Annotated in this window: 21 protein-coding genes and 2 tRNA genes; 6 read left to right on the forward strand and 17 right to left on the reverse strand. The window is 50.1% G+C overall.

The window, feature by feature from the left end:
• Positions 1-21 precede the first annotated feature (21 nt).
• The 10 genes from infB to rlmE form a co-directional block, all read right to left on the reverse strand.
• Entirely contained in the window at positions 22-2,727 is a 2,706-nt protein-coding gene (gene infB / locus VFA_RS20880) for a translation initiation factor IF-2 (protein WP_004728954.1), read from the reverse strand.
• Between the two features lie 24 nt (positions 2,728-2,751).
• Positions 2,752-4,239, reverse strand: a complete 1,488-nt coding sequence (gene nusA, locus VFA_RS20885) for a transcription termination factor NusA (RefSeq protein WP_004728956.1) — start codon at positions 4,237-4,239, stop codon at positions 2,752-2,754.
• Positions 4,240-4,257: 18 nt separating this feature from the next.
• The gene (rimP, locus tag VFA_RS20890) at positions 4,258-4,713 is read right to left on the reverse strand and encodes a ribosome maturation factor RimP (protein ID WP_004728957.1); all 456 of its coding nucleotides are present in this window, start codon (positions 4,711-4,713) and stop codon (positions 4,258-4,260) included.
• A gap of 205 nt (positions 4,714-4,918) precedes the next feature.
• A tRNA-Met gene (locus VFA_RS20900) sits at positions 4,919-4,995 on the reverse strand.
• 54 nt (positions 4,996-5,049) lie between these two features.
• Positions 5,050-5,133 (reverse strand) — tRNA-Leu (locus tag VFA_RS20905).
• Between the two features lie 27 nt (positions 5,134-5,160).
• A complete protein-coding gene (gene secG / locus VFA_RS20910; protein WP_004728959.1) occupies positions 5,161-5,499 on the reverse strand; it encodes a preprotein translocase subunit SecG in 339 nt (112 codons plus the stop codon).
• Positions 5,500-5,764: 265 nt separating this feature from the next.
• A complete protein-coding gene (glmM, locus tag VFA_RS20915) occupies positions 5,765-7,105 on the reverse strand; it encodes a phosphoglucosamine mutase (RefSeq protein ID WP_004728960.1) in 1,341 nt (446 codons plus the stop codon).
• A 16-nt stretch (positions 7,106-7,121) separates the two neighbouring features.
• Positions 7,122-7,961 carry a dihydropteroate synthase gene (gene folP / locus VFA_RS20920; protein ID WP_004728962.1) on the reverse strand — a complete coding sequence of 280 codons (840 nt, stop codon included), beginning with the start codon at positions 7,959-7,961 and terminating at the stop codon, positions 7,122-7,124.
• 71 nt (positions 7,962-8,032) lie between these two features.
• The gene (gene ftsH / locus VFA_RS20925) at positions 8,033-9,991 is read right to left on the reverse strand and encodes an ATP-dependent zinc metalloprotease FtsH (protein WP_004728964.1); all 1,959 of its coding nucleotides are present in this window, start codon (positions 9,989-9,991) and stop codon (positions 8,033-8,035) included.
• 108 nt (positions 9,992-10,099) lie between these two features.
• A complete protein-coding gene (gene rlmE, locus VFA_RS20930) occupies positions 10,100-10,729 on the reverse strand; it encodes a 23S rRNA (uridine(2552)-2'-O)-methyltransferase RlmE (protein ID WP_004728965.1) in 630 nt (209 codons plus the stop codon).
• Positions 10,730-10,848: 119 nt separating this feature from the next.
• On the opposite strand from rlmE, the gene yhbY reads away from it, so the two are divergent.
• Positions 10,849-11,145 carry a ribosome assembly RNA-binding protein YhbY gene (yhbY, locus tag VFA_RS20935; RefSeq protein ID WP_004728967.1) on the forward strand — a complete coding sequence of 99 codons (297 nt, stop codon included), beginning with the start codon at positions 10,849-10,851 and terminating at the stop codon, positions 11,143-11,145.
• Positions 11,146-11,216: 71 nt separating this feature from the next.
• Here yhbY and greA read toward each other — a convergent pair whose 3' ends face one another.
• Positions 11,217-11,690, reverse strand: coding sequence for a transcription elongation factor GreA (greA, locus tag VFA_RS20940; RefSeq protein WP_004728969.1), 474 nt, complete (start codon positions 11,688-11,690; stop codon positions 11,217-11,219).
• 539 nt (positions 11,691-12,229) lie between these two features.
• Here greA and VFA_RS20945 point away from each other — a divergent pair.
• Positions 12,230-13,234, forward strand: coding sequence for a porin (locus VFA_RS20945; RefSeq protein WP_004728971.1), 1,005 nt, complete (start codon positions 12,230-12,232; stop codon positions 13,232-13,234).
• A gap of 97 nt (positions 13,235-13,331) precedes the next feature.
• The gene (gene dacB / locus VFA_RS20950) at positions 13,332-14,783 is read left to right on the forward strand and encodes a serine-type D-Ala-D-Ala carboxypeptidase (protein WP_050780288.1); all 1,452 of its coding nucleotides are present in this window, start codon (positions 13,332-13,334) and stop codon (positions 14,781-14,783) included.
• Here dacB and VFA_RS20955 read toward each other — a convergent pair.
• A complete protein-coding gene (locus VFA_RS20955) occupies positions 14,749-15,594 on the reverse strand; it encodes a magnesium transporter (protein ID WP_004728974.1) in 846 nt (281 codons plus the stop codon). The genes dacB and VFA_RS20955 overlap by 35 nt on opposite strands.
• A 393-nt stretch (positions 15,595-15,987) precedes the next feature.
• Here VFA_RS20955 and VFA_RS20960 point away from each other — a divergent pair, with 393 nt between their 5' ends.
• Complete coding sequence (locus tag VFA_RS20960) at positions 15,988-16,389, forward strand: YbaN family protein (RefSeq protein WP_038152684.1); 402 nt, start codon at positions 15,988-15,990, stop codon at positions 16,387-16,389.
• A 29-nt stretch (positions 16,390-16,418) separates the two neighbouring features.
• On the opposite strand, the gene tyrS is transcribed toward VFA_RS20960, so the two are convergent.
• Positions 16,419-17,606 carry a tyrosine--tRNA ligase gene (gene tyrS, locus VFA_RS20965; protein ID WP_004728978.1) on the reverse strand — a complete coding sequence of 396 codons (1,188 nt, stop codon included), beginning with the start codon at positions 17,604-17,606 and terminating at the stop codon, positions 16,419-16,421.
• A gap of 130 nt (positions 17,607-17,736) precedes the next feature.
• Here tyrS and VFA_RS20970 point away from each other — a divergent pair, with 130 nt between their 5' ends.
• On the forward strand, positions 17,737-19,029 hold the full coding sequence (locus VFA_RS20970; protein ID WP_004728980.1) for a peptidoglycan DD-metalloendopeptidase family protein: 1,293 nt from the start codon (positions 17,737-17,739) through the stop codon (positions 19,027-19,029).
• A 39-nt stretch (positions 19,030-19,068) separates the two neighbouring features.
• Here VFA_RS20970 and VFA_RS20975 read toward each other — a convergent pair whose 3' ends face one another.
• The 3 genes from VFA_RS20975 to erpA all read right to left on the reverse strand — a co-directional run bounded on the left by VFA_RS20975 (position 19,069) and on the right by erpA (position 23,696).
• On the reverse strand, positions 19,069-22,149 hold the full coding sequence (locus VFA_RS20975; protein WP_004728982.1) for an efflux RND transporter permease subunit: 3,081 nt from the start codon (positions 22,147-22,149) through the stop codon (positions 19,069-19,071).
• Positions 22,150-22,158: 9 nt separating this feature from the next.
• Complete coding sequence (locus tag VFA_RS20980) at positions 22,159-23,259, reverse strand: efflux RND transporter periplasmic adaptor subunit (protein WP_004728984.1); 1,101 nt, start codon at positions 23,257-23,259, stop codon at positions 22,159-22,161.
• A 95-nt stretch (positions 23,260-23,354) separates the two neighbouring features.
• The gene (erpA, locus tag VFA_RS20985; protein ID WP_004728986.1) at positions 23,355-23,696 is read right to left on the reverse strand and encodes an iron-sulfur cluster insertion protein ErpA; all 342 of its coding nucleotides are present in this window, start codon (positions 23,694-23,696) and stop codon (positions 23,355-23,357) included.
• A 311-nt stretch (positions 23,697-24,007) separates the two neighbouring features.
• Here erpA and hemL point away from each other — a divergent pair, with 311 nt between their 5' ends.
• Positions 24,008-25,300, forward strand: coding sequence for a glutamate-1-semialdehyde 2,1-aminomutase (gene hemL, locus VFA_RS20990; protein ID WP_004728988.1), 1,293 nt, complete (start codon positions 24,008-24,010; stop codon positions 25,298-25,300).
• 96 nt (positions 25,301-25,396) lie between these two features.
• On the opposite strand, the gene VFA_RS24185 is transcribed toward hemL, so the two are convergent.
• Positions 25,397-25,519: a hypothetical protein gene (locus tag VFA_RS24185; protein ID WP_004728990.1), complete on the reverse strand. Its 123-nt coding sequence runs from the start codon at positions 25,517-25,519 to the stop codon at positions 25,397-25,399.
• Positions 25,520-25,543 lie beyond the last annotated feature (24 nt).

The raw sequence follows: 25,543 nt of genomic DNA on the forward strand, positions 1-25,543 counted from the left end.
CGATAATGCAATTTTAGTTGGTTAGTCGATGGTGCGTTGAATCTCAACAACTTCGAACACTTCGATCTGGTCGCCTACGCGAACGTCGTTGTAGTTCTTCACGCCGATACCACACTCGTAACCATTCTTCACTTCTGCGACGTCATCTTTAAAGCGACGCAGAGATTCCAGTTCGCCTTCGTAGATAACCACGTTATCACGCAGTACGCGAATTGGGTTATGACGCTTGATGGTACCTTCGGTCACCATACAACCAGCAATTGCACCCAGTTTCGGTGACTTGAACACGTCACGAACTTCAGCAAGACCAATGATCTCTTGCTTGAATTCTGGAGCCAGCATACCGCTCATCGCTTGTTTCACTTCGTCGATCAATTGGTAAATGATCGAGTAGTAGCGAAGGTCGATATTTTCTGCTTCGATTGTACGACGCGCTGATGCATCCGCACGAACGTTAAAGCCGACAACGATAGCATTTGATGCAGCGGCCAAGACGGCATCTGTCTCAGTAATACCACCGACGCCTGAACCCACGATGTTCACTTTCACTTCGTCAGTCGACAGTTTCAGTAGTGAGTCAGCGATTGCTTCAACCGAACCTTGTACGTCTGCTTTCAGAACGATGTTCAGTTCAGCAACGTCACCGGCAGCCATGTTCGAGAACATGTTTTCCAGTTTCGATTTCTGCTGACGAGCCAATTTCACTTCGCGGAACTTCCCTTGACGGTAGTTCGCTACTTCACGTGCTTTACGCTCATCACGAACAACTGTTGCTTCATCACCAGCTGCAGGAACGCCTGACAGACCCAGGATTTCCACAGGGATAGAAGGACCAGCTTCGTCCACTTCTTCACCCAGCTCATCACGCATTGCACGAACGCGGCCATATTCTTGACCACACAGTACGATGTCGCCTTTGTGAAGCGTACCCGACTGAACCAGAACGGTTGCAACTGGACCACGACCTTTATCTAGGCGTGATTCAATCACCACACCAGAGGCCATGCCGTCTTTCACGGCGTGCAGTTCTAGCACTTCCGCTTGCAGCAGAATCGCTTCTAGCAGTGAATCGATGTTAGTGCCCTGTTTTGCAGAGATGTGAACGAAGATGTTCTCGCCGCCCCATTCCTCAGGAATCACGTCGTATGCCGCCAGTTCGTTCTTCACGTTATCTGGGTTCGCTGCTTCTTTATCGATCTTGTTGACCGCAACAATCAAAGGTACGCCGGCCGCTTTCGCGTGCTGGATCGCTTCAACTGTTTGTGGCATCACGCCATCGTCCGCTGCAACCACAAGAACAACGATATCCGTCGCTTGAGCACCACGAGCACGCATTGACGTAAACGCCGCGTGTCCCGGAGTATCAAGGAAGGTGATCATGCCGTTTGGCGTTTCAACGTGGTAAGCACCGATGTGCTGAGTAATACCACCCGCTTCGCCAGACGCAACGTGTGTACGACGAATGTAGTCCAGTGTTGACGTTTTACCGTGGTCAACGTGACCCATGATGGTCACAACTGGTGCACGTGGCACAGACTCAAATTCGTCATCACGGTCAGACAGAACGGCTTCTTCCAGTTCGTTCTCTTTACGGATGATCACTTTGTGACCCATTTCTTCTGCAACCAGCTGCGCAGTTTCTTGGTCAATCACTTGGTTGATGGTTGCCATTGCGCCCAGTTTCATCATCACTTTGATGACTTCTGTCGCTTTCACAGACATCTTTTGAGCCAGCTCAGACACGACGATAGTTTCGCCGATGACTACATCTGATTTTGCAACCACAGCGCTCTTATCGAAGCCATGTTGCATTGATGAAGGCTTGCTGATGCGACCTTTACGACCGGCTTTGCCACCGCGAGCACGAGAATTGTCACGCTCTTGTTTATCATCGCGAGAAGACATTTTTTTCTTGTTCGCTTTGGTAGAACGACGGCTGGAACCTTCTTCACGACGGTCTGCTTCATCTTCGGCTTCACGAGCGTAGCGTGAAGTCGTTACGTGGTAATCTGTATCTTCTTGCATATCACCCTTTTTCTCTTCTTCAGCAGACCAACGCTCTTTATTTAATTCGGCCAATTCACGCGCTTTTTCAAGCTGACGGCTACTTTCCTCTTCAGCCTTACGTTTCGCTTCTTCTTCCTGGCGATGTTTCAGTGCTTCGGCTTCTTTTCGCGCTGCTTCTTGCTTAGATTTATCTTCAGCAGAACGCTCACGTTTTGCTTCTTGAGCTTCGCGCTTCACTTTATCTTCAGTGTCGCGTTTTGCTTTTTCTTCCGCGTCACGTTTTGCTTTTTCTTCCGCTTCACGTTTCGCTGCTTCTGCAGCTTCACGTTTCAGCGCTTCTTCAGCATCACGTTTCGCTTGTTCTTCCGCTTCACGTTTTGCAGCTTCTTCAGCTTCACGTGTCGCTTCATCTTCGATTGTACTGCGCTTAACATACGTACGTTTTTTGCGCACTTCAACCTGAACATTCTTACTTTTACCGCCACCGGCGTTCACGCTCAGTGTACTACGGGTCTTACGCTGGAGTGTCAAACGAGTTGGCTCTGCAGCCGTTGCTTCGCCATGCTCTTTACGTAGGTGGGAAAGAAGCTTCTGCTTCTCGTCCTCGGTTACGCTGTCAGAGCCTGATTTTGTCATCCCAGCATCAGCAAGTTGCTCTAATAAGCGGTCAATTGGAGTACCAATTTCTTCACTCAGTGATTTAACTGTAAGTTGTGTCATGCCGCTTCCTCCCCTTGCTGAAAATTATGCGTCTTCGCCAAACCAACAAATGTTGCGAGCCGCCATAATTAATTCGCCTGCACGCTCTTCGGTTAGGCCTTCGATTCCTTCTAGATCGTCAATCCCCTGATCTGCGAGATCTTCCAGTGTTGCAACACCTTTCGCAGCCAGTTTGAACGCCATTTCGCGTTCTAGGCCTTCCAGTGCCAGCAGATCTTCTGCAGGCTCAAGACCTTCATACGATTCTTCTTGTGCCAACGCGATGGTAGTCAGCGCGTCTTTCGCACGGGTACGTAGTTCTTCAACCAGATCTTCATCCAGTCCGTCTACTTCCAGCAGTTCATGAACTGGGACGTAGGCGATTTCTTCTAGAGTCGAGAAGCCTTCTTCAACCAATAGCTCCGCGAAATCCTGTTCGATATCCAGGTACTTCATGAAGTTCTCGATAGAAGCCATTGACTCTTCTTGGTGTTTCTTCTGCAGATCCGCCACAGTCATGACGTTCAGTTCCCAACCTGTTAGTTGAGATGCCAGACGAACGTTTTGACCATTACGGCCAATCGCCTGTGCTAGGTTGTCTGCTTCAACCGCGATGTCCATCGCGTGTGCATCTTCATCAACGATGATCGACGCAACATCGGCTGGCGCCATCGCATTAATCACGAATTGTGCTGGGTTATCATCCCAAAGCACGATATCAATACGCTCGCCACACAGTTCGCCTGAAACCGCCTGAACACGTGCACCACGCATACCCACGCATGCGCCCACAGGGTCAATGCGTTTGTCGTTGGTTTTCACCGCGATTTTCGCACGAGAACCTGGGTCACGCGCAGCACCTTTCAGTTCAATCAGCTCTTCGCCAATTTCAGGTACTTCAACGCGGAACAGTTCGGCCAACATTTCTGGCTTAGAACGTGTGATGAACAGTTGGAAGCCGCGCGCTTCTGGCGCTACTTTGTACAGCAGGCCACGAACACGGTCGCCTGGGCGGAAGTTTTCGCGTGGCAATTGGTCTTCACGTAGAATCACAGCTTCAGCGTTGCTGCCCAGATCCAGAATCACAGTATCGCGGTTCACTTTCTTCACCACGCCGGTGATCAAGTCGCCTTCGTTATCGATGAACTGTTCAACGATTTGAGCACGTTCTGCTTCACGCACTTTCTGTACGATCACTTGTTTCGCCGTTTGAGTCGTAATACGGTCAAACGTCACGGATTCGATTTCATCTTCAATGAAGTCACCCAGTTTCACCGATTCATCATCGTAAACTGCTGCTTCCAAAGAGATCTCTTTGGTTGGGTTTTCAACTTCGTCAACCACTAACCAACGACGGAACGTGTTGAATTCACCGGTTTTACGGTCAATCGCAACACGCACATCGATTTCGATTTCATATTTCTTCTTTGTAGACGTCGCCAGCGCAATTTCAAGCGCTTCAAAAATACGCTCACGAGGTACCGCTTTCTCGTTAGAAACCGCCTCAACAACCGCTAAAATTTCTTTACTCATTGTTATAGCCTCTAAGACTTAAAATTTAGGGATCAGGTTAGCTTTAGAAATGTTGCTGAGAGCGAAGTGTTCTTCTTGCCCGTCAACCATGACATTGATGGTTTCACCGTCGGCGCCCAGGATTTCACCTTTCCACTTGCGACGGTTGCCCACTGCCATTTTCAACACGATGCTGACCTCGTGACCTTTAAATTGCTCGTAGTGTGCAGCTTTGAAAAGTGGTCTTTCCAAACCTGGTGAAGAAACTTCAAGGTTGTAAGCCACTGTAATTGGATCTTCAACATCCAACACTGCACTCACTTGATGACTAACTTCTGCACAGTCATCGACGGTAATACCGTTTTCGTGATCGATATAGATACGTAGCGTTGAGTGCTGTCCTGCACGGACAAATTCTAATCCAACTAACTCATAACCTGATGCAACAACTGGCGCGTCAAGCATTTCAGTAAGTTGTCTTTCTAAACCAGTCATTTAAACCACTCCAGAAACAAAAAAAGGGCATAGAGCCCAATTTAAATTCCAAGCAAGCACCTGAATTTCAAACGAAAAATTCAGATAACAAAAAACCCCGAAAGTCGGGGTTTTTGTTGCTGGACCCTGATAAATTGAGAATTTCTTCTCAACTGCAGTGAGGTTCGCACTGCCAAACTTGAATCCGTAACCTTCAGAGGTTAATTGGTTGCGGGGGCCGGATTTGAACCGACGACCTTCGGGTTATGAGCCCGACGAGCTACCAAGCTGCTCCACCCCGCGTCCGACTTGTGAGCAATTATACGCTCTACAAGGTGATTTACAAGTTTGTAAATATGGTGCCGAGAGAGGGACTCGAACCCTCACACCTAGGGCGCTAGCACCTCATGCTAGTGTGTCTACCAATTTCACCATCTCGGCATAACCTGACTTATCGCTTTCGATAAGTTATTGAGGAATCTCGTCGCCTGATTTAGCGGGAGCATCACTCACTGTCTCAGCAGCTTTTTGTTGAATCACTTGACCTTGCGATGGGTCAACCCATTGTGATTCAGTTTTATGCGTAGACATATTGCCTAGCACCAAGCTGATGATAAAAAATACGGTTGCAAAAATTGCAGTCATTCGGGTTAGGAAGTTACCTGAGCCGCTCGCGCCAAACACTGTGTTTGAAGCACCAGCACCGAAAGAGGCTCCCATATCTGCGCCTTTACCTTGTTGAATCAACACCAGGCCAATGATACCAACCGCTGCCAACAGGTAAATCACAAGTAGAACTGTAAACATTACTTCCACCTATGTTCCAAATTGTTGAGCCAGCGCCGTTCAATCATGTGACTTGAACAAGGCTAGCGACCTCCTCTTCGAAGGCGGACGCAATACTAACGAATGCGCGTTTGACTGACAAGCGGAATTTTCAAAAAAAATCGACTTTACGAATCAAACGGTCAAAAAAGATTCAAAGATGATTCAAAGAACGTGTAATCAAAAACTTGCCCGATTTGTCAGCCACATTTTAATGACCTGACGAATCGGGCAAAGAAGGCTGCGTTTAGCAGTTTACTTTCACTGCTTCCGCAATTTTCAGCGCTGATGCTTTCACCAACGCCGCATCTTCACCTTCAACCATGACACGAATCAACGGCTCAGTGCCTGATTTACGCAGCAGAACGCGGCCTTTGTCACCCAGTTCAGCTTCCACGGCTTGAACTGAAGCCAACACAGCTTCGGCTTCAAGTGGGTTGCTGTCGCCGCTAAAGCGCACGTTTTCGAGTACTTGCGGATAAAGCGTCATTCCCTGCGCCAGTTCATTCAGCGTCATGCCACTACCGACCACAGAAGCCAGTACTTGCAGTGCAGCAACGATGGCATCACCGGTGGTGACTTTATCCAATAAAATCACGTGGCCAGAGTTCTCCGCACCGATTAACCAACCTTTCTCTTGCAGTTTTTCCATCACATAGCGATCGCCAACCGCGGCGCGAATGAACGGAATCCCCAATTGCTTCAGGCCATTTTCCATGCCAAGGTTGGTCATTAAGGTCCCGACAACGCCACCTTTCAGCTCGCCACGACGCAGCGCATCGCGTGCGATGATGTAAGCGATTTGGTCACCATCGACTTTGTTGCCGAATTCGTCGACCATGATCAATCGGTCACCATCGCCATCAAACGCTAACCCCAAATGCGCTTTTTCTTCCACCACACGTTGTTGTAGCGCGCGCACATCGGTCGCGCCCACATGATCGTTGATGTTCACGCCGTTTGGCTCAACCCCCATCGCGATCACTTCAGCGCCCAGCTCTTTAAATACATTTGGCGCAATGTGATATGTGGCGCCATGCGCACAATCGACAACAATTTTCAGCCCAGACAGACTCAATTGATGCGGGAAGGTGCTTTTACAAAACTCGATGTAACGCCCTGCCGCATCCATAAGGCGGGATGCTTTCCCCAGTTCCGCAGACTCAACGCATTCAAGCGTTTTATCCAGCTCCGCTTCAATTGCCAGTTCGATATCATCGGGCAGTTTGGTGCCTTCGGATGAGAAGAACTTAATGCCATTGTCGTAATACGGGTTGTGCGACGCAGAAATAACAATCCCCGCTTCAGCGCGAAACGTTTGAGTCAGGTAAGCAACCGCTGGCGTTGGCATCGGACCGGTAAAAATTGCTTTCAAGCCCGCAGCAGCCAGACCGGCCTCAAGCGCCGACTCCAGCATGTACCCCGAAATACGAGTGTCTTTACCAATGATGACTTTTCTTGTGCCCTGTTTTGCCAGCACGCGTCCAGCAGCCCAGCCAAGCTTCAATACGAAATCCGGTGTGATTGGGTATTGGCCAACTTTGCCACGGACACCGTCAGTACCAAAATAACGTCTTTGATCAGACATGATGATTCCTTAGTTTTTATAATGCGCGGTTTTTGTTCATCGTTTGGATAATCGTCATCGCTTCCAGTGTTTCTTCGACGTCATGCACACGGATAATCTGCGCGCCTTTCATTGCGGCAATCGATGCACACGTCACGCTGGCCACCATGCAATCTGCAGGTTGTTTGTCCAGCAATTTAAAGATCATGGACTTTCGAGACATGCCAGCAAGCACAGGCAAGCCGAAACGATGGAATTGTTCCAAATTCGCTAACAGATGATAATTGTGTTCGATGGATTTACCAAAGCCAAATCCCGGGTCAAGGATGATATTCTCACGCGCGATACCCGCCGCTTCACACACCGCCATGCGTTCCGCCAAAAATGCTTCCACGTCAGCCAACACATCGTCGTATTGCGGTGCATTCTGCATGGTTTTGGGTTGGCCTTGCATGTGCATGATGCACACCGGCACATTTGCTTCAGCGGCGACTTCCAGAGCACCCGGCTCGGTCAATGAACGAATATCATTGATCAAATCGGCCCCCGCAGCCACCGACTGACGCATCACCTCCGCTTTGCTGGTGTCCACTGAAATCCACACTGCTGGATTGCGCTCACGGATGGCCTTCACGACCGGAATGACGCGCTGCAGTTCTTCTTCAAGCGTGACGTCAGGCGCACCTGGCCTTGTCGATTCTCCCCCGATGTCAATGATACTAACGCCAGCAGCAATCATCTTTTCAGCCCGTTCTAACGCTTTATCGAGTGTGGTATAGCGACCACCATCAGAAAAAGAATCCGGCGTGGTATTGAGAATCCCCATCACATGGGGGCGATCAAGTTCGAGGGTTTTGGTTGCGGTTTGTATTTTCATAAGTCCCTGAAAATAGGTTGGCCTGAAACAGAAAACCCCGAACAAGTCGGGGTTTTGATTAAAAAGAAGGATTATTCGGTGTCTTTCTTGTCAGCAGACTGCGCTGCATCTTGTTCAGCCGTAGGTTCATCTGCTGGTGCAGCCTCCACTGGCGCTTCAGCTTTTGCTTCTGGCTCAGCGTTGTCTTGAGGTGCCGCATTCGCGCGGTCTCCCCAACCTGCGGGTTCACGAATGTCTGCTTTGCGAGCCATCAGATCATCGATCTGACCCGCATCAATCGTTTCATACTTCATCAATGCATCCTTCATGGCGTGCATGATATCCATATTGTCGATCAAAATCTTGCGCGTACGTTCGTAGTTGCGATCAATAATCTTACGGATTTCGTCGTCAATCAGTTTCGCAGTGTCATCTGACATGTGTTTGGTCTGCGTCACGCTACGACCCAGGAAGACTTCGCCTTCCTCTTCCGCATACAGCATTGGACCTAGTTTTTCTGAGAAGCCCCATTGCGTAACCATCTTGCGTGCAATATCTGTTGCACGTTCGATGTCGTTCGAGGCACCTGTCGACACTCGCTCAACGCCGTAAATCAACTCTTCCGCCAAACGACCGCCGTACAGACTGGAAATCATCGATTCCAGATGTTGTTTCGACATGCTGACGCGATCTTGCTCTGGCAGGTACATGGTGACCCCCAACGCACGACCACGAGGAATGATCGAGACTTTGTAGACGGGATCGTGCTCAGGAACCAAGCGACCGACAATGGCGTGCCCCGCTTCGTGGTAAGCGGTCGATTCTTTCGTCTCTTCCGACATCACCATAGAACGGCGCTCTGCACCCATCATGATTTTGTCTTTCGCCAATTCAAATTCAACCATCGAGACATTGCGCTTGTTACCACGTGCAGCAAACAGAGCCGCTTCGTTGACCAAGTTCGCCAAGTCTGCACCAGAGAAACCCGGAGTACCACGCGCAATCAGTGATGGTTCAACATCACCAGCCAGCGGCACTTTACGCATATGCACTTTCAGAATTTGTTCACGGCCACGCACGTCTGGCAATCCAACCACAACCTGACGGTCGAAACGGCCTGGACGCAATAGCGCAGGGTCAAGTACGTCTGGACGGTTGGTTGCGGCGATAACGATGATGCCTTCGTTCCCTTCAAAACCATCCATTTCAACCAGCATTTGGTTAAGCGTTTGTTCACGTTCATCGTGACCACCGCCAACACCAGCACCCCGTTGACGGCCCACCGCATCAATTTCATCGATAAAGATGATACAAGGTGCGGCTTTCTTCGCTTGTTCAAACATGTCGCGCACACGAGAGGCACCGACACCCACGAACATTTCAACGAAGTCTGAACCGGAAATCGTAAAGAATGGGACTTTCGCTTCACCCGCAATCGCTTTTGCAAGCAGCGTTTTACCCGTACCTGGAGGACCGACCATCAAGACACCCGTTGGGATCTTACCGCCCAGTTTCTGGAAGCGGCTTGGATCGCGCAGGTAATCCACCAGTTCTTTCACGTCTTCTTTCGCTTCGTCACAACCAGCGACGTCGCCAAACGTGGTTTTAATCTGTTCTTCGCCCATCATGCGAGCTTTACTCTTACCAAAGGACATTGCGCCTTTGCCGCCACCGCCTTGCATCTGGCGCATGAAGAAGATCCAGACACCGATCAGCAGAATCATCGGGAACCAAGAGATAAAGATCGTGCCGAGTAAGCTTTGTTCTTCTGGTGGAGTCCCTTGAACTTTGACGTTCTGATTAATCAGGTCGTCCAGCAGCTTCTGGTCATACACTGGCATGTAAGTGACGTAGCGAGTGCTTCCACCACGACGGGTGAAAGAAATTTCACTGTTATTGAATTGAGCTTCCTGAATCTGGCCTTGGCCAACTTCCTGTACAAATGTGGTGTAATCAATGGTTCTGCCGTTGCTGTCACCAGGGCCAAAGCTCTGGAATACCGACATCAATACGACAGCGATCACAAGCCACAGTATTAAATTTTTTGCCATGTCACTCAAGGTGTAAGCCTCGCGATAACTAGTTGTAATTAAAGGTAGGGTACTACAGTTTGTGGGCTGTAGCCATAGTGTTAACTTTTCCCTCAAGGGGTAAAATAGTTAACCTTTGTAACCGGTGGCGACGATGTAGACTTCGCGGGAACGCGCCCTTGAAGAATCAGGTTTACGAATTTTAACCGCTTTAAACATGTCTCGGACATCCTTGACATATTGGTCAAACCCTTCGCCCTGGAACACTTTGACCACAAAACTACCATTAGGTGCAAGAACTTGTCGACACATATCTAAAGCTAATTCCACCAGATACATAGCCCGTGGTTGGTCCACTGACAAATTACCCGCCATATTGGGGGCCATGTCAGACATCACGACGTCAACCATATTCGGTTGGATTCGTTCTAGCAGTGCATCCAATACGGCTTCTTCACGAAAGTCGCCCTGCAAGAATGAAACGCCCGCAATGGAGTCCATCGGCAAAATGTCACAAGCAATCACTTGCCCACTTTCACCCACAATCCCCGCAGCGTACTGCGACCATCCACCCGGAGCCGCCCCTAAGTCGACCACCGTCATGCTTGGTTGCAATAATTTATCTTTATTTTGAATCTCTTCTATCTTGAAGATAGCACGAGAACGATAACCTTTCTTTTTGGCCTCGTTTACGTACTTGTCATCAAAATGTTCTTTCAACCAGCGGCCGGAGCTCGCCGAATGTTTCTGTTTACTCATTCGATTCCTAACTTAGCAGCCTCTATCCGAGAAAGTATGGTAGAAAATATAGTCTTCCAAGGTAGATGGCGTTAAAATGTGTTTTTTCAACCCTAATAGTAAAGAAAATTGGGCGCGTAATGAACCTAAGCAACAAACAAAAGCAGCATCTAAAAGCCCTAGCACACAATTTAAAGCCTGTTGTGCTGATGGGTGGCAATGGACTTACTGAAGCTGTTTTAGCAGAAATCGAAATTGCGCTTGACCACCACGAGCTGATTAAAGTGAAAGTGGTATCAGAAGATCGCGAGACGAAACATCTGATTGTCGATGCGATTGTTCGTGAGACTGGCGCAGAGAAAGTTCAGGTCATCGGTAAAGTCTTGGTGCTTTTCCGTCCTTCTGAACAGCGTAAAATCGAACTACCACGCAAGTAATTTCGGTTACTTAAGATTACAAAAAGGTCGCATGATGCGACCTTTTTGATTTTAGTGCTGACGGGACTGATTTACACGTAATCGACGTGGTCAATCTCAAACACCTTTTCACCACCCGGCGTGCTGATGGTGACTTCATCACCTTCCATCTTACCAATCAGGCCACGGGCAATCGGTGAGCTGACTGAAATGCGGCCCGCTTTGATATCGGCTTCATCGTCACCCACGATTTGGTAGGTTTTTTCTTCATCCGTGTCAACGTCAATCAACGTCACAGTGGAGCCAAAGATGATCTTGCCAGAATTATCCATCTTGGTGACGTCAATTACCTGAGCGACCGACAATTTGAATTCGATATCACGAATTTGCGCTTCACAAATCCCCTGCTCTTCACGAGCCGCGTGATACTCCGCGTTCTCTTTGAGATCGCCCAATTCGCGAGCTTCCGCAATCGCTTCTGAAATCTTCGGACGAAGCTTAAGTAGTCTATCCAGTTCATCACGCAGCAACTTTTCGCCGCGAACAGTCATTGGAACTTTTTCCATTTTATACCTCAATGCCAAAGTTATCTTTGGACAATACAAACCTACCCAATCCTATAAAAGGCTTAGGTCATGCGTAATCATTTCGTTTCGAATAGTGTAAACAAACATGCCGATGAAATCATCCAAATTCAAGTTTTGCGACTAGAAATTGAGATTCACCGCCAACTCCTTTATTCACCGTGATCTTCTGCACAATTCAACTGTTTAGATTTTCGACTAAAACACGTAAAAAAAAATAAAGTTTTCAAGTTTTTTTACCATTTTTACATCCAGCAAAATTACACATTAATACTTTAAAAACAATAGGTTGATATTTTTTTACACTCAATAAAACAGTGTTCATAAGCCGGATTTATATCATTTTACTAACTAATAGAGGAACTTTGCGGGTACAAATTGACCCACGAATCGTTTCAATGAGCGATACGAATACTAATATTAGATGCGTATTCAACAAGACTCATTTGAATATTCGCCGCACGTTAACTAACAACGTGGCTGGATTACTATTTATGGACAGTAAATTAGGACTTAATAAGATGAACAAGACTCTGATTGCTCTTGCAGTCTCAGCTGCAGCAGTGGCAACTGGCGTAAACGCTGGTGAACTATACAACCAAGATGGCACTTCTCTAGCGCTAGGCGGCCGTGCTGAAGCTCGTCTTTCTCTGAAAGATGGCAAAGCTGATGACGCATCTCGCGTACGTATCAATGTTCTGGGTAAAACTGAAATCAACGACGGCGTATACGGTCTAGGTTTCTACGAAGCAGAAATGAAAACCAACACTGAAGGCTCTGTTGATGACGGTAGTGATAGCTTCACCACTCGTCTGGCTTATGCTGGTATCGGCGGTAACTTCGGTGAAGTAGCTTACGGTAAAACTGAAGGTGGTCTGGGTGTGATCACTGACTTTACCGATATCATGGCTTACCACGGTAACTCAGCTGCAGACAAACTGGCAGTAGCTGACCGTACTGACAACATGATCGCGTACAAAGGTCAATTTGATGACCTGAGCGTTAAAGCGTCTTACCGTTTTGCTGACCGTGACACTGACAACGGTGATTTCGTAGATAACAAACAAAGCGGTTACTCTCTATCTGCTATCTACGCATTCGGCGACACTGGCTTTAAAGTAGGTGCTGGTTACGCAGACCAAGATAAAGCTAACGAGTACATGCTAGCAGCATCTTACACAGTTTCTGACTTCTACTTTGCAGGTCTGTTCACTGACGGTGAAAAACAAGATTCAGCACGTAACAAATACGATTACACTGGTTACGAGCTAGCAGCAGCTTACACTATGAATCAAACCGTGTTCACCACTACATACAACAACGCTGAAACTGAAAGTGAAACGTCTGCAAACAACCTAGCAGTTGATGCAACTTACTACTTCAAGCCTAACTTCCGTGCATACGTATCGTACAACTTCAACCTGATTGATAAAGGCGATACTATCGGTTCAGCTGCTGGTAAAGTTGCTGCAACTAAAGTTGACGCAGAAGACGAAGTAGCACTGGGCCTACGTTACGACTTCTAATTTGACGGTTCTGTCAATCTCAAAACGCCTGCTGACTAGCAGGCGTTTTTGTATCTCGCTATACTTCCCCTCATCATTCTCCCAGCGATCAGGCGTTATGTATTTTTTTTCCTTGCGACGACTCCGCGCGCTCAGCGGTTTCTGGTGTCTTGCCTTGTATTCCATCGTCGCTCATGCCCAAATATCGACCGAACCACTGCCCGCAGGTAGCCGTGCCGGGCTGCTGATTCAACCACTGCAACCCCATGCCACCGCGACCGTACAGCAAACCGGAGACTATTTTCCGCCCGCGAGCACCCTCAAAGTCATTACCGCGTTAGCGAGCCAGTTGGAACTCGGCCCTGAGTTTCGCTTTGAAACCACCCTGAACGTCAACGCCGATGATGTTGCGCTGAACTTTGATGGAGACCCCACTCTCACCACACAAGACCTTAAGACGCTTCTGCTGGCGCTGAAACAGCAGCATGGTACGGTCATCAAAGGCAATCTTTGGCTCGACAATCGCCGCTTCACGGGTTATGAACGCGCCGTGGGCTGGCCTTGGGATGTGATGGGGGTGTGCTACAGCGCCCCCGTGAGTGCGATCAACATTGATGGCAACTGCATTCAGGCCTCGATATACACACAAGATGATGGCGCGACGCGCGTCTTCGTCCCTGAACACTACCCGGTTCACGTGACAACCGATGCACAAACGGTCAGTGACACTGAGCAGCAAAGTCAGCTCTGCGATTTAGAACTCACCGCATCACAAGAAAACCATTATCGACTCGCTGGCTGCCTAACGCATCGCAGCAAACCGTTGCCACTCAAGTTTGCGGTTCAAAACACTGAGCTGTACGCTCAACGTGTGGTGTACAAGCTGCTCAATCAACTGGGTATCACGCTCAAAGGCGACATCCGTATTGGAGCAATGCCGAATCATCACGGGCACACGCCCCATACCGTGGCTGTGCATCGTTCGGCCAACTTGACGCAATTACTTGAAACCATGCTGAAAGAGTCCGACAACCTCATCGCAGATTCTCTGACCAAAACGCTGGGCCACCAGTTTTTTCTCCAACCCGGCAGTTTTAGCAATGGCACAGAGGCGATCAAGCAGATCATTTTCGCGCGCACGGGGATTTCACTACAAGATGCGCAACTGGCTGATGGTTCTGGCTTGTCACGCAACAACCGTCTTCGCCTCGACAGCATGCGTCAGGTGTTAATGTACCTGTGGCAGCACGACGCTGAGCTAGGTTTGATGGGATTACTGCCTGTTGCCGGAGAAAGCGGCACGTTGAAGTACCGTCGTAGCATGCGCAGCGATGAGGTGAAAGGAAGAATCCAAGGGAAGAGCGGGTCGCTGTATGGCACATACAACATGGTCGGTTTCGCCCTTGATGAGCAAGGTAAGCCGGAGACGCTGTTTATTCAGTACGTCACCGACTACTTTCCGCCCAAACCCGTGCAGGACGTGCCGGTGGAATCACCCATCACTCAGTTTGAATTGGGCTTTTATCAGCATGTGCTTAGCCTAAGCCAAGCACATAATTCACCACATTGAAGTAAATCCACATGCCGGAGATATCAACGATTGACGCCAATACTGGACTCACAAGGACAGCTGGGTCCAGTTTACACGCACGCGCAATGATTGGCAGAATACCGCCCAGCGTGGTGGAAATCGTCACCTGAATAAACAGCGCAATCGCAATGGCCAATGCAATGCTATTGAGGCTGAATCCACCAGCCGCATTCGGATCGCTAAACAACAGAATGCGGCCAATCATGACCAGTGCGATGGCAAATGCGATACACAGCGCAACACGGCTCTCTTTCCACAGCACACTCATCCACTGGCGTTTTTTCAATTCACCCGTCGCCAATGCACTGATCACCAAAGTCGCAGCCTGGCTTCCGGTGTTTCCCCCTGCTGCCGCGATCACTGGCATGTAAATAGCCAGCAATACCAGCTGACTCAAGGTATCTTCGTAGTGTGAAATGATCAGTCCGGAAACGATCCCCAGCAACGCCAGAGAAATGATCCAGCCGATACGATGTTTCACGTGATCCATCACACTGGTGGTGAGATAGCTGTGTGACGTTTCGACTTCTGAGTGAATAAATCCCAGGCGGTGCGCGTAGTGACGTGCCCGTTTATCGTGATCGTCTTTATCCAACAAGTTCAACAAATGCTGCACATAGCCGACAGAACAGTGATGCAAAATAGCCACCGCCTCATCAATCGGCATAACCGTTAATAAATGCACTTGCGTTGCTTCGTCGTACTGCAAAAAAGCATTACGCGCAGCGCCGATTTCCTCTTGAGAAAAATGGGCGTTGTTTTCAATGTAATAATTGTTCATTACCGTCATGGCGAATCTCCCGATTGGCATTGGGTAACGACCATCAATAAGCAGGCACAACAAATTCGCACACATCACTGTGATGTGACATGCCAAAACTTATCAACTAGATAAAATGGAGAAAAAAGATGGGAATTGAAGAACAGGATTCCTGCCGCGTGGGCAGGGCTAACAAGCCGATACCAACAGCGGTTATTTTTCTCCCTTCATACTAGGGGGATGGTCGGTATTGTTCATGTTAGTCTCCGAAAATGGCGTTACTTCTAGAGTAACGCGCTGATTGTAACAAACGCGACGCGAAAAAGCAGTCAAAAGCGCGTAAATTTTCTCAACGCCTCGACATCCCCTCAACCAACGCCAATACTTGATAGATGACCATCAGCGGCAGGGTTTTCCATCTCGATGAATAGGATAAAGCGGAAAGGCTATCAATGCGTGGGCATCACTTGCGTGATATTAGGTCTGATCGGCGCGACCGTCCCTTTGCTGCCAACCGTACCGTTTCTGCTGCTTGCCCTGTATTGCTTCGGCGTTTCCTCCCCAGCCTTTCAACAATGGCTCTTGCAGCATCGAACGCTGGGGCCACTGGCGAGACGATTGCATCACAAGCAAGGCTTTACCCGCGCTGAGAAATGGCAATCGCTTGCCGTGATCTGGCTATCGATGGGCAGCGTATGGTATTTCATGGCTCAAAACACCCATTGGCAATACGCGATTGCTGCATTATTGGTGTTTGAAACGGGGTTCATTCTGCGATTGAAAACCTATGTCGCCCCAGCGGACGCCACAAAAAAAGCGCCCTGAGGCGCTTTTGTGTCACAATGATGAGGCAATTACTTCACTGTTACGCGAGCAAACTTGCGTTTACCCACTTGGTAAACTGCAGTGCCAGCGGCAGGAACCAGTTTGGCGTCATCGAGTTTTTCACCATCTTGCTTCACAGCGCCCTGTTTGATCATGCGCATCGCATCGGATGTTGACCCCACAAGACCAGCTTCTTTCAGCAAGTTAGCAATCGCGATACCCGCTTCGAATTCAAATTCCGGCATCTCTTCTGGCATCGCGCCTTTTTGGAAACGGTTAATGAATTCTTGTTCTGCAGCATCGGCATCCGCTTCCGTATGGAAACGGGCAATGATTTCTTTTGCCAGCAGGATTTTGATATCACGTGGGTTGGTGCCGTTTGCCACATCGTCTTTGAACTGTTGCAGCTCTTCCAACGGACGGAATGACAGTAGTTCGTAGTAACTCCACATCAGATCATCGGAAATCGACATGATCTTACCAAACATCTCGCTCGGAGCTTCACTCACACCAATGTAGTTGTGAGCAGACTTCGACATTTTCTTCTCACCGTCCAAGCCCACCAGCAGTGGCATCATCAGCACCACTTGTGGCTTCTGACCGTTGGATTTTTGCAATTCACGGCCCATCAACAGGTTGAATTTCTGGTCGGTCCCCCCCAGCTCCACGTCGGTTTCCATCGCCACGGAGTCGTAGCCTTGCAGCAGCGGATACATGAATTCATGGATCGCAATCGGCTGGCCATTGGCGTAACGTTTTTTGAAATCATCACGCTCAAGCATGCGTGCCACCGTTTGGTTTGCCGCCAGGCGAATCATGCCTTCTGCGCCCAACTGAGACAGCCATTCCGAGTTAAACTGAATCTTGGTTTTCGCAGGGTCCAGAATTTTGAACACTTGCTGCTTGTAGGTTTCTGCGTTACGCAGCACATCTTCGCGCGTGAGCGGTGGACGAGTGGTGTTTTTACCGGTTGGGTCACCCACCATCCCGGTAAAGTCACCGATCAGGAACGTCACATCATGGCCCAAATCCTGGAAAGTACGCAGCTTGTTCAGGATGACAGTGTGGCCAAGGTGAATATCCGGAGCCGTTGGATCCGCACCCAATTTGATACGCAGAGGACGGCCTTCTTTGAGCTTGGCAATCAGTTCTTCTTCCGGAATCAGCTCCTCGACACCACGCTTAATCTCAGCTAAAGCAGCTTCAATACTCGCCATTCTTGTTCACTCCCACAGATTTGGCAAAAATTTAATAGTTCGACATCTTACTTGAATAGCGATGAATTTTGAAACCAGTTAGACTAACGAACTAGCGTTTTTGTTAATTAATCATTGAACGAACCCGAGTATGCATTCTATTTTTGCTCGTCTTCCGTGGATTCATCGGGCCTTAATCGCCCTATTCAGCGCGTTGATTGTCGTCGCCCTGTTTTTTCTGCCGAATCCGGAGGATCTGAGAAACGATTCCAACCGACTGGAAGTTGGCCGCCATTATCCGCTTGCTATCAATAGTGAAGCGCTCTCTCCCGGTTCCACCATTTTACCTTCTGCCATTTTGCGTTGGGAAAAACACACGGTTCACGCGGGTGAAAGTGCGGCGGTGTTATTTCAACGTATCGGTCTCTCCGCTCGCCAGTTGTATGCACTGACGTCCAGCAATAGCGAGATCAACCATCAGTTGTCGCGTTTAAGGCCGGGGGATGAACTGCAATTTGGCTTTGATGAAAACAATGACCTGATTCAACTCAAACGAAAACTCAGCGCCTACGAAACATTTTCCATCACAAAAGCTGAATCCGGCTACACCTCAGCATTTGATAAGAAAGAGATTTTCTATCAATACAACTACGCCGAAGCCGACATCAGTTCAAACTTCTGGAATGCCGCGATGGGCGCGAGGCTGACCGCAAACCAAATCATGGAATTGGCGGGGATATTCGGTTGGGATATCGACTTTGCACTCGACATTCGCGCGGGAGACAACTTCAAACTGTTGTATCAAGAAAAAGTGGTAGAAGGAGAAGTGATTGGCCGCGGTAACATCATCGCTGCAATGTTCACCAACCAAGGCACCACGTTTACTGCAATTTTGGATGACAATACGGGCAATTATTATGATGAAAACGGTCGGGCGATGAAAAAAGCCTTCCTGCGCTCACCCCTCGATTTTCGCCGCGTGTCGTCCAACTTCAACCCAAACCGTCTGCACCCCGTGACCGGCCAAGTTAAAGCGCACCGAGGCACGGATTATGTGGCGCCAGTCGGCACGCCGATTTGGGCCGCGGGCGATGGCATTGTCGAAAAATCGAGTTACAACCAGTTCAACGGGAACTACGTGTTCATTCGTCACAGCAACACTTACATCACCAAGTACCTACACTTGACACGCCGCACGGTGAAGACCGGTCAACGCGTCAAACAGGGGCAAGTGATCGGCACACTGGGGGGTACCGGACGCGTCACCGGCCCACACTTGCACTATGAATTCTTGGTCAACGGCGTACACAAAAACCCGCGCACGGTTGCACTGCCACAATCCAAATCGTTGAACGGCAAGGCCAAAGACACCTTCATTGCCAACGCGCACATTCGGTTGCAAAAGCTTTCACGCTACAGTGAATTGCTGTACGCCAAAAACTAACACCAGAGAAACCGGAGCTTGCTTCGGTTTTTTTTCGGTTTATTTTTTCTCGCGTCCCAGCATCAACAGACACGGCGTCAACACCAAGGTTAACAGCGTGGCAAACGCCAATCCTCCCGCCACCGCCGTCGCCAGCTGTGACCACCATTGCGTGCTCGGTGCGCCAAATTCAATCTTCTGATGGATGAGGTCAATGTTCATTTCCAACACCATCGGTAACAGGCCTAAAATGGTGGTGATCGTCGTCAACATCACCGGACGCAGACGCTGCACACCTGTGCGCAAAATCGCCTCTTGTGGATTCAATCCTCGTTTGCGCAGCTGATTATAGGTGTCGATCAGTACAATGTTGTTGTTGACCACAATCCCAGCCAGCGCAATCACACCAATCCCCGACATGATCACACCAAACGGTTTGTGGAAGATCAACAAACCAGCAAAGACGCCCACCGTTGAAAACAACACAGCACTGAGGATCAAAAAGGCCTGATAAAAGCTATTGAACTGAGTGATCAAGATCAGCGCCATCGCCACCAAGGCCACCACAAACGCCGACTGCAAAAACGCCGCCGAGTGCTCCTGCTCTTCATTTTGTCCGCGCAAACGGAACTCAACGCTGTCCGGTAAGGCGAGTTCAGCCAAAGCATGTTCGATGTTGGGCAACATCAACGCGAGGTTATACCCTTCCTTTAAATCGGCCATGACATGGATGACACGACGACCATCGACACGCTTGATGGTATCTTGTTTATGATCCGGCTTGATGGCCGCAAAGTTGGTGATCGGAACCAGTCCCACTGGCGTTTTTACTCGCAGCTGCTCAAACCGACCAATGTCCCGCTGCGCTGTGGGATAACGCACCAGAATATCGACTTCTTCATTGGCATCATCAGGCAGATAGTCGCCAATTTTTAATCCATTGGTGACAAACTGCACCGTATTACCGACCAACGTTGCATCTGCGTCAAAACGCGACGCATCATCGCGGCGAATGTCGATTCGCCAATCAATGCCCGGTTTATTGCCACTATCACTGATGTTAGTGAACGCCGGATTGGCATCAGCCCAAGTCCGAACCTGTGTGGCTGCCGCATTCAGCTCATCGGCGTTGCGCGCCGACAGTTCGATCACCAAATCGTGTTCACTTGGAGGACCGGCATCAGGAAACTTATATTCAATCTCGACGCCAGCGAATTGATCCGTGACCTGTTTGAGTTCCTCAATGATGGTCTTTACTTTGCGCCGATGCTGCCAGTCAACCGGTGTGATCTGAATCTGACCAATCCCGTCCTCCACCCCCGTGCGCGTGTAGACACTTTCAAACTCATCGTGACCAAGCATCAGCTGCTCAATGTCTCGCATGATGGTGTCTTTTTCCTGAATCGACAAATCGCCATAAGAGCGCACTTTGACGGTAAAGAATGGCGGGTCGACTTCGGGGAAAAACTCCGCGCCCAATCCCGCTTTCGCATAGGTCACACCGACCGCCGCCGCCATCACCACGGCAGCCAGCAGTATTTTGAGTGGGTGACGAATGGCCACTGACAATGTTAGGTAATAGAGTTTGGTCAGGCCTGTGGCTTGATCAAACTCGCCATTTTGCAACGCAATCATGCGTGCCTGCTCTTGTGGTGAGACGTGCTGCGGCCTTCCCATCAGGCTGCCTAGTACTGGCACAAACAGCAAGGCCATCACCAGTGAGGCGGCCAACGTGGCAATCAGCGTCAGCGGCAGAAACTTCATGAATTCGCCCGTGATGTCCGGCCAAAACAGCAGCGGCGCAAACGCGGCCAACGTGGTGGCGGTCGAGGCGGTAATGGGCCATGCCATACGCTTGGCGGCATCGCGGTACGCTTCACTACGGGGCATGCCCTCTTGCATGCGCCGGTCGGCAAACTCCGTCACCACAATCGCACCGTCCACCAGCATGCCAACCGCCATAATGAGTGAAAACAGCACCACAATATTGACGGTCAAACCAAACACTGACAGCACCAACAGCCCGGTTAAAAACGAACCGGGAATCGACACTCCTACCAAAAACGCGGTGCGCACGCCTAAAATGGCAATGATGACAATGACCACCAACAGGATTGCTGACAGGATGTTATTTTGCAGATCGTTTAGCATCAACTGCACATCTTTCGACTCATCCCAAGTGTATTTCACCAGCAAGTTATTCGGCCAATCCTCACGCTTTTGCGCTTCACGCATCACGGTTTTCACCAGCGCCACGGTGTCGATGATGTTCTCACCGGCTCGTTTTTTTACATCCAGAACCACCGCCGATTTGCCATCAAGACGGGCAAAGCTTTCCGGATCGCGAAACGCACGGCGCACGGTGGCGATATCGCCAAACGTGATCACCCGCTTGCCCTCCACCTTGACGGGTAGCTCCAACACATCTTTTAGCGAGTTAAACACCGAGGGGACTTTGACCGAAAAGCGCCCATAGCCGGTATCGACAAAGCCCGCGGCCACAACGCGATTATTGAGTGCGATGAGATTGTAGATGTCCCCCTGATCTAAGCCGTAGCTCTCCATCAGTAGCGGATCGGCCACGATCTCCACAATGTCTTCGCGATCGCCGGCAATATCCACTTCCAACACTTGGCGATAGCTTTCCAGCTTATCGCGCAGCGCTCGGGCGATCTGCACGATCCCCCGTTCAGGCACCGTGCCGTATAACACCACCGACAGCACAGGCTGCTCGGACGCCAACGTCACTTCATTGACAATCGGTTCATCGCTGTCTGCCGGCAACTTCGGTTTGGCGAGGTCAACGGCTTCACGCACGTCCGCCATCGCTTTCGTGAGATCAACGCCAACATTGAACTCCAACACAATTGAGGCATACCCTTCCGCGGCATTGGCCGTCATCTCTTTCACCCCCTCGATGGCGCGTAATTCTTGCTCCAATGGACGGGCGATCAGTCGCTCCGCATCATCAGGGGAGATGCCTTGGTGAGTGACCGAAACATAAATGATGGGAATGGTGATGTCCGGGCTGGACTCTTTGGGAATGGTCAGGTAGGTCAGTACACCCGCTGCCAGAATAAACACCAGCAACGTCAACATGGTTCGCGCGCGAGACAGCGCGGCATCAATCAATGTAAACATCGCGCGCTCCTACGGGGTCACCGGTTGCTGAACCGCAATGACACGATCGCCGTCGCGCACAAAGCCTTGCCCACGCGTAATAATCTTGACCTGATCGCCAAGCCCCGTCAGCCACACGCCATCTTGTTCCGCCTTCACCAACTGAATGGGCACGAAGTGGACCGTGTCTGCAACCAAGGTTTTCACGCCAAGATTGCCTTCTGCATCCAACGCGAGCATCGCCGGCGTGACTTTGACCGCCGGTTGCGTGGCAAGCGCTAATTCTACTTCCGCACTCACCCCCGCAGGCATCGCATCACGCGGATTGGGAACGGTGACTTCCAGCGCAAAGGTATGGGTGGCTGGATCGGACACTCGAGCCAGATAGCGAATGGTACCATCGAGCAGCATGCCATCCATCAATCGCACTCGCGCGCTTTGCCCCACCGCTAAATGTTGAATGTGACGCTCACTGACATCGGCTTCGATGACCAACGGATTGAGTTCAATCAGCGTCGCGATCGGATCGCCAATACCAACATAATCACCGTGTTCAACAGGTAACAACTCAACCACTGCATCAAATGGCGCGCGCACTTGGGTATGGCGCAAGGCGAGTTCAACGCGACTGAGTTCAGCGTTGGCATCCGCTCGCGCCGCCAGCGCATTGGTGTAGGCAACCTCGCCTTGTAGGCCTCGATTTTTGAGCGACTTCGCCGCCTGATACTCTTGCTCACGTACACGAAGTTGCGCGCGAGCGCGTGCCAGTTGCGCCGCCAAATCACCCGTTTCAATACGCGCAATGACTTGGCCTTGTGTCACGGCTTGACCTTTCTCGACCAGTAACGCTTGAATTCGGCCACCAAACTCCGCCGCCAGACGCACCTGACGATTCGGCGCGGTTCGGCCGTAGAGTTCGATTTTTTTGTCGGTGGGCTGCGCGACGAAGGTTTGATATAACACGCGCGCAAGGGGAATGGTGTCGGCGTTGGGCTCTCGGCGCTCTTCGGCGTTTAACGCCCCAAGACTGAGCCAAGCAGCGAGAAGACCAATAAGGCAGGCAGAAAAAAGCCAAGGACGTTGGGTCAGAAAGTGACCCACGGACAAGCGGCCCGACGTAGGGTGAGACATAAATAATCCTTTATACTTATATCCCTACGCAACCGCCTTATACGTAGGACAGTCAGCCGCTGAAGGCGACTGACTTTGGCATCTAGGGTCTGATGTCAGACACTAAACGATGCACCGCAGCCGCAAGTTGTGGTTGCGTTCGGGTTGCTGACAAAGAAACGAGACCCTTCCAGTCCTTCCGTGTAATCAACCACCCCACCGATGAGATATTGCAGGCTCATCGGGTCAACCACTAAGGTTACGCCGCTGTTTTCGATCGTGGTGTCACCATCATTGACGTTTTCGTCAAACGTAAAACCGTATTGGAAACCGCTGCAACCGCCGCCGGTGATATACACGCGCAGTTTCAGTGCTGGATTTTCTTCTTCAGCGATCAACGCTCTCACGCGTGTTGCCGCTGCATCGGAAAAAGATAATGGTACATTTATATCGCTCACGACGACCTCTCTCACTCGTGTCTGTGCCCAGCCGCTCAAGTCATCTCAGGCTCTGCGTCGGGTCTGTCTAATTGTGATTTGTGACGATTATCTAATACCTGACTTGTCCGTTCAAGTATTAGCCTGAATTTCGCTATCTCTCAGCCCGAACCATCATCGCTGCGAATCATTCAATGGTCTTTTTTTACCTCGAATCGAATGAATGACTCTGTGAATGGGCTCAGAAAATCGGGGAAAAGATTTCGTCTCGCGCCGCATCAGCGTACAATGCTGGCCACATTGGTCCGAGCAATCATAAAGAGGAACTATCCATGACCAAATCAGAAGATCTTTATCAAAAGGCACAAACAAGAATCCCGGGAGGCGTAAACTCTCCTGTACGCGCATTTAATGGCGTTGGCGGTTCTCCAATCTTTGTTGACCGTGCAGACGGCGCGCTGATTTTTGATGCTGATGGTAAAGCGTACATTGATTATGTCGGTTCATGGGGTCCGATGATCCTCGGTCACAACCACGCGGTGATTCGTGAAGCGGTGATTGATGCTGCCAATCGTGGGTTGAGCTTTGGTGCCCCCACTGAAATGGAAATCGCGATGGCTGAACTGGTGTCAGAACTGGTGCCATCCATGGAACAGCTGCGTATGGTGAACTCGGGTACAGAAGCGACCATGAGTGCCATTCGCCTGGCGCGCGGCTTTACTGGCCGCGACAAAATCATCAAATTTGAAGGCTGTTACCACGGTCACGCAGACAGCCTGCTTGTGAAAGCTGGCTCGGGTGCCCTCACGCTGGGCCAACCGAGCTCACCCGGCGTTCCAGCGGATTTCGCAAAATACACGCTTACCGCCCGTTTTAACGATCTCGACTCAGTTCGCGCGCTGTTTGCCGCCAATCCAGGTGAAATTGCGTGCATCATCGTTGAACCCGTGGCAGGCAACATGAACTGTATTCCACCCGTTGAAGGCTTCCACGAAGGCTTGCGTGAAATCTGTGACCAAGAAGGCGCACTGCTGATTTTCGATGAAGTGATGACCGGGTTCCGCGTCGCGTTGGGCGGTGCTCAAGCGCATTACAACATCAAACCTGACTTAACCACACTGGGCAAAGTGATCGGCGGCGGCATGCCAGTCGGCGCATTTGGTGGTCGTCGTGACGTGATGCAATACATCGCGCCAACCGGTCCGGTTTATCAAGCAGGGACACTGTCTGGCAACCCTATTGCAATGGCAGCAGGTTACGCATGTCTGTCTCTGCTGAAAGAAGAAGGCAACGAAAAACGCCTTGCGGCGAAAACCAAACAACTGGCTGATGGCTTTAAAGAGATGGCCGACCGCCACGGGATTCCGCTGTTGGTTCACCAAGTTGGCGGAATGTTCGGTTTCTTCTTCACGGACCAAACCAGCGTCACGTGCTTCGAAGACGTGACCCAATGTGACGTTGAACGCTTTAAACGCTTCTTCCACCTGATGCTGAAACACGGTGTTTACTTGGCACCATCAGCCTTTGAAGCGAGCTTTACGTCTCTGGCACACGGTTCTAAAGAGATTGAAGCCACGTTGGAAGCTGCCGAACGCAGTTTTGCGATCATGGCTGCAGAAGCATAAGCAAGCTGCGAGACACGAAAAAGGCTGCCGACGCAGCCTTTTTTTGTGCTTGAACGCTTTTCCGCGTCAAAGCCTCGTGTGAGCACATGACTGACGTTATGCTTGCCAGTTCACCGCCACCAAGATCACCAAAATGGCGATCACAACGCCCAGCCAAGGGATACGACGGCGCTTGGATGACGTCTGTTCGCAGCCTTTATCGTTATCACAACATCCCATTTTCTGCTCCTCATTGCTAACCGC

Origin of the sequence: Vibrio furnissii CIP 102972 (genome assembly GCF_000176175.1) — a bacterium.
Classification (GTDB): Bacteria; Pseudomonadota; Gammaproteobacteria; order Enterobacterales; family Vibrionaceae; genus Vibrio; species Vibrio furnissii.

Coding starts and splice junctions, on each gene's coding strand:
- VFA_RS20955 (WP_004728974.1), bottom strand. CDS start 15,594: ATGACGGTAATGAACAATTATTACATTGAAAACAACGCCCATTTTTCT.
- rlmE (WP_004728965.1), bottom strand. CDS start 10,729: ATGAGTAAACAGAAACATTCGGCGAGCTCCGGCCGCTGGTTGAAAGAA.
- glmM (WP_004728960.1), bottom strand. CDS start 7,105: ATGTCTGATCAAAGACGTTATTTTGGTACTGACGGTGTCCGTGGCAAA.
- greA (WP_004728969.1), bottom strand. CDS start 11,690: ATGGAAAAAGTTCCAATGACTGTTCGCGGCGAAAAGTTGCTGCGTGAT.
- rimP (WP_004728957.1), bottom strand. CDS start 4,713: ATGACTGGTTTAGAAAGACAACTTACTGAAATGCTTGACGCGCCAGTT.
- ftsH (WP_004728964.1), bottom strand. CDS start 9,991: ATGGCAAAAAATTTAATACTGTGGCTTGTGATCGCTGTCGTATTGATG.
- nusA (WP_004728956.1), bottom strand. CDS start 4,239: ATGAGTAAAGAAATTTTAGCGGTTGTTGAGGCGGTTTCTAACGAGAAA.
- yhbY (WP_004728967.1), top strand. CDS start 10,849: ATGAACCTAAGCAACAAACAAAAGCAGCATCTAAAAGCCCTAGCACAC.
- tyrS (WP_004728978.1), bottom strand. CDS start 17,606: ATGGCGAGTATTGAAGCTGCTTTAGCTGAGATTAAGCGTGGTGTCGAG.
- VFA_RS20960 (WP_038152684.1), top strand. CDS start 15,988: ATGAATAGGATAAAGCGGAAAGGCTATCAATGCGTGGGCATCACTTGC.
- VFA_RS20945 (WP_004728971.1), top strand. CDS start 12,230: ATGAACAAGACTCTGATTGCTCTTGCAGTCTCAGCTGCAGCAGTGGCA.
- VFA_RS20970 (WP_004728980.1), top strand. CDS start 17,737: ATGCATTCTATTTTTGCTCGTCTTCCGTGGATTCATCGGGCCTTAATC.
- secG (WP_004728959.1), bottom strand. CDS start 5,499: ATGTTTACAGTTCTACTTGTGATTTACCTGTTGGCAGCGGTTGGTATC.
- folP (WP_004728962.1), bottom strand. CDS start 7,961: ATGAAAATACAAACCGCAACCAAAACCCTCGAACTTGATCGCCCCCAT.
- hemL (WP_004728988.1), top strand. CDS start 24,008: ATGACCAAATCAGAAGATCTTTATCAAAAGGCACAAACAAGAATCCCG.
- VFA_RS24185 (WP_004728990.1), bottom strand. CDS start 25,519: ATGGGATGTTGTGATAACGATAAAGGCTGCGAACAGACGTCATCCAAG.
- VFA_RS20975 (WP_004728982.1), bottom strand. CDS start 22,149: ATGTTTACATTGATTGATGCCGCGCTGTCTCGCGCGCGAACCATGTTG.
- infB (WP_004728954.1), bottom strand. CDS start 2,727: ATGACACAACTTACAGTTAAATCACTGAGTGAAGAAATTGGTACTCCA.
- dacB (WP_050780288.1), top strand. CDS start 13,332: ATGTATTTTTTTTCCTTGCGACGACTCCGCGCGCTCAGCGGTTTCTGG.
- VFA_RS20980 (WP_004728984.1), bottom strand. CDS start 23,259: ATGTCTCACCCTACGTCGGGCCGCTTGTCCGTGGGTCACTTTCTGACC.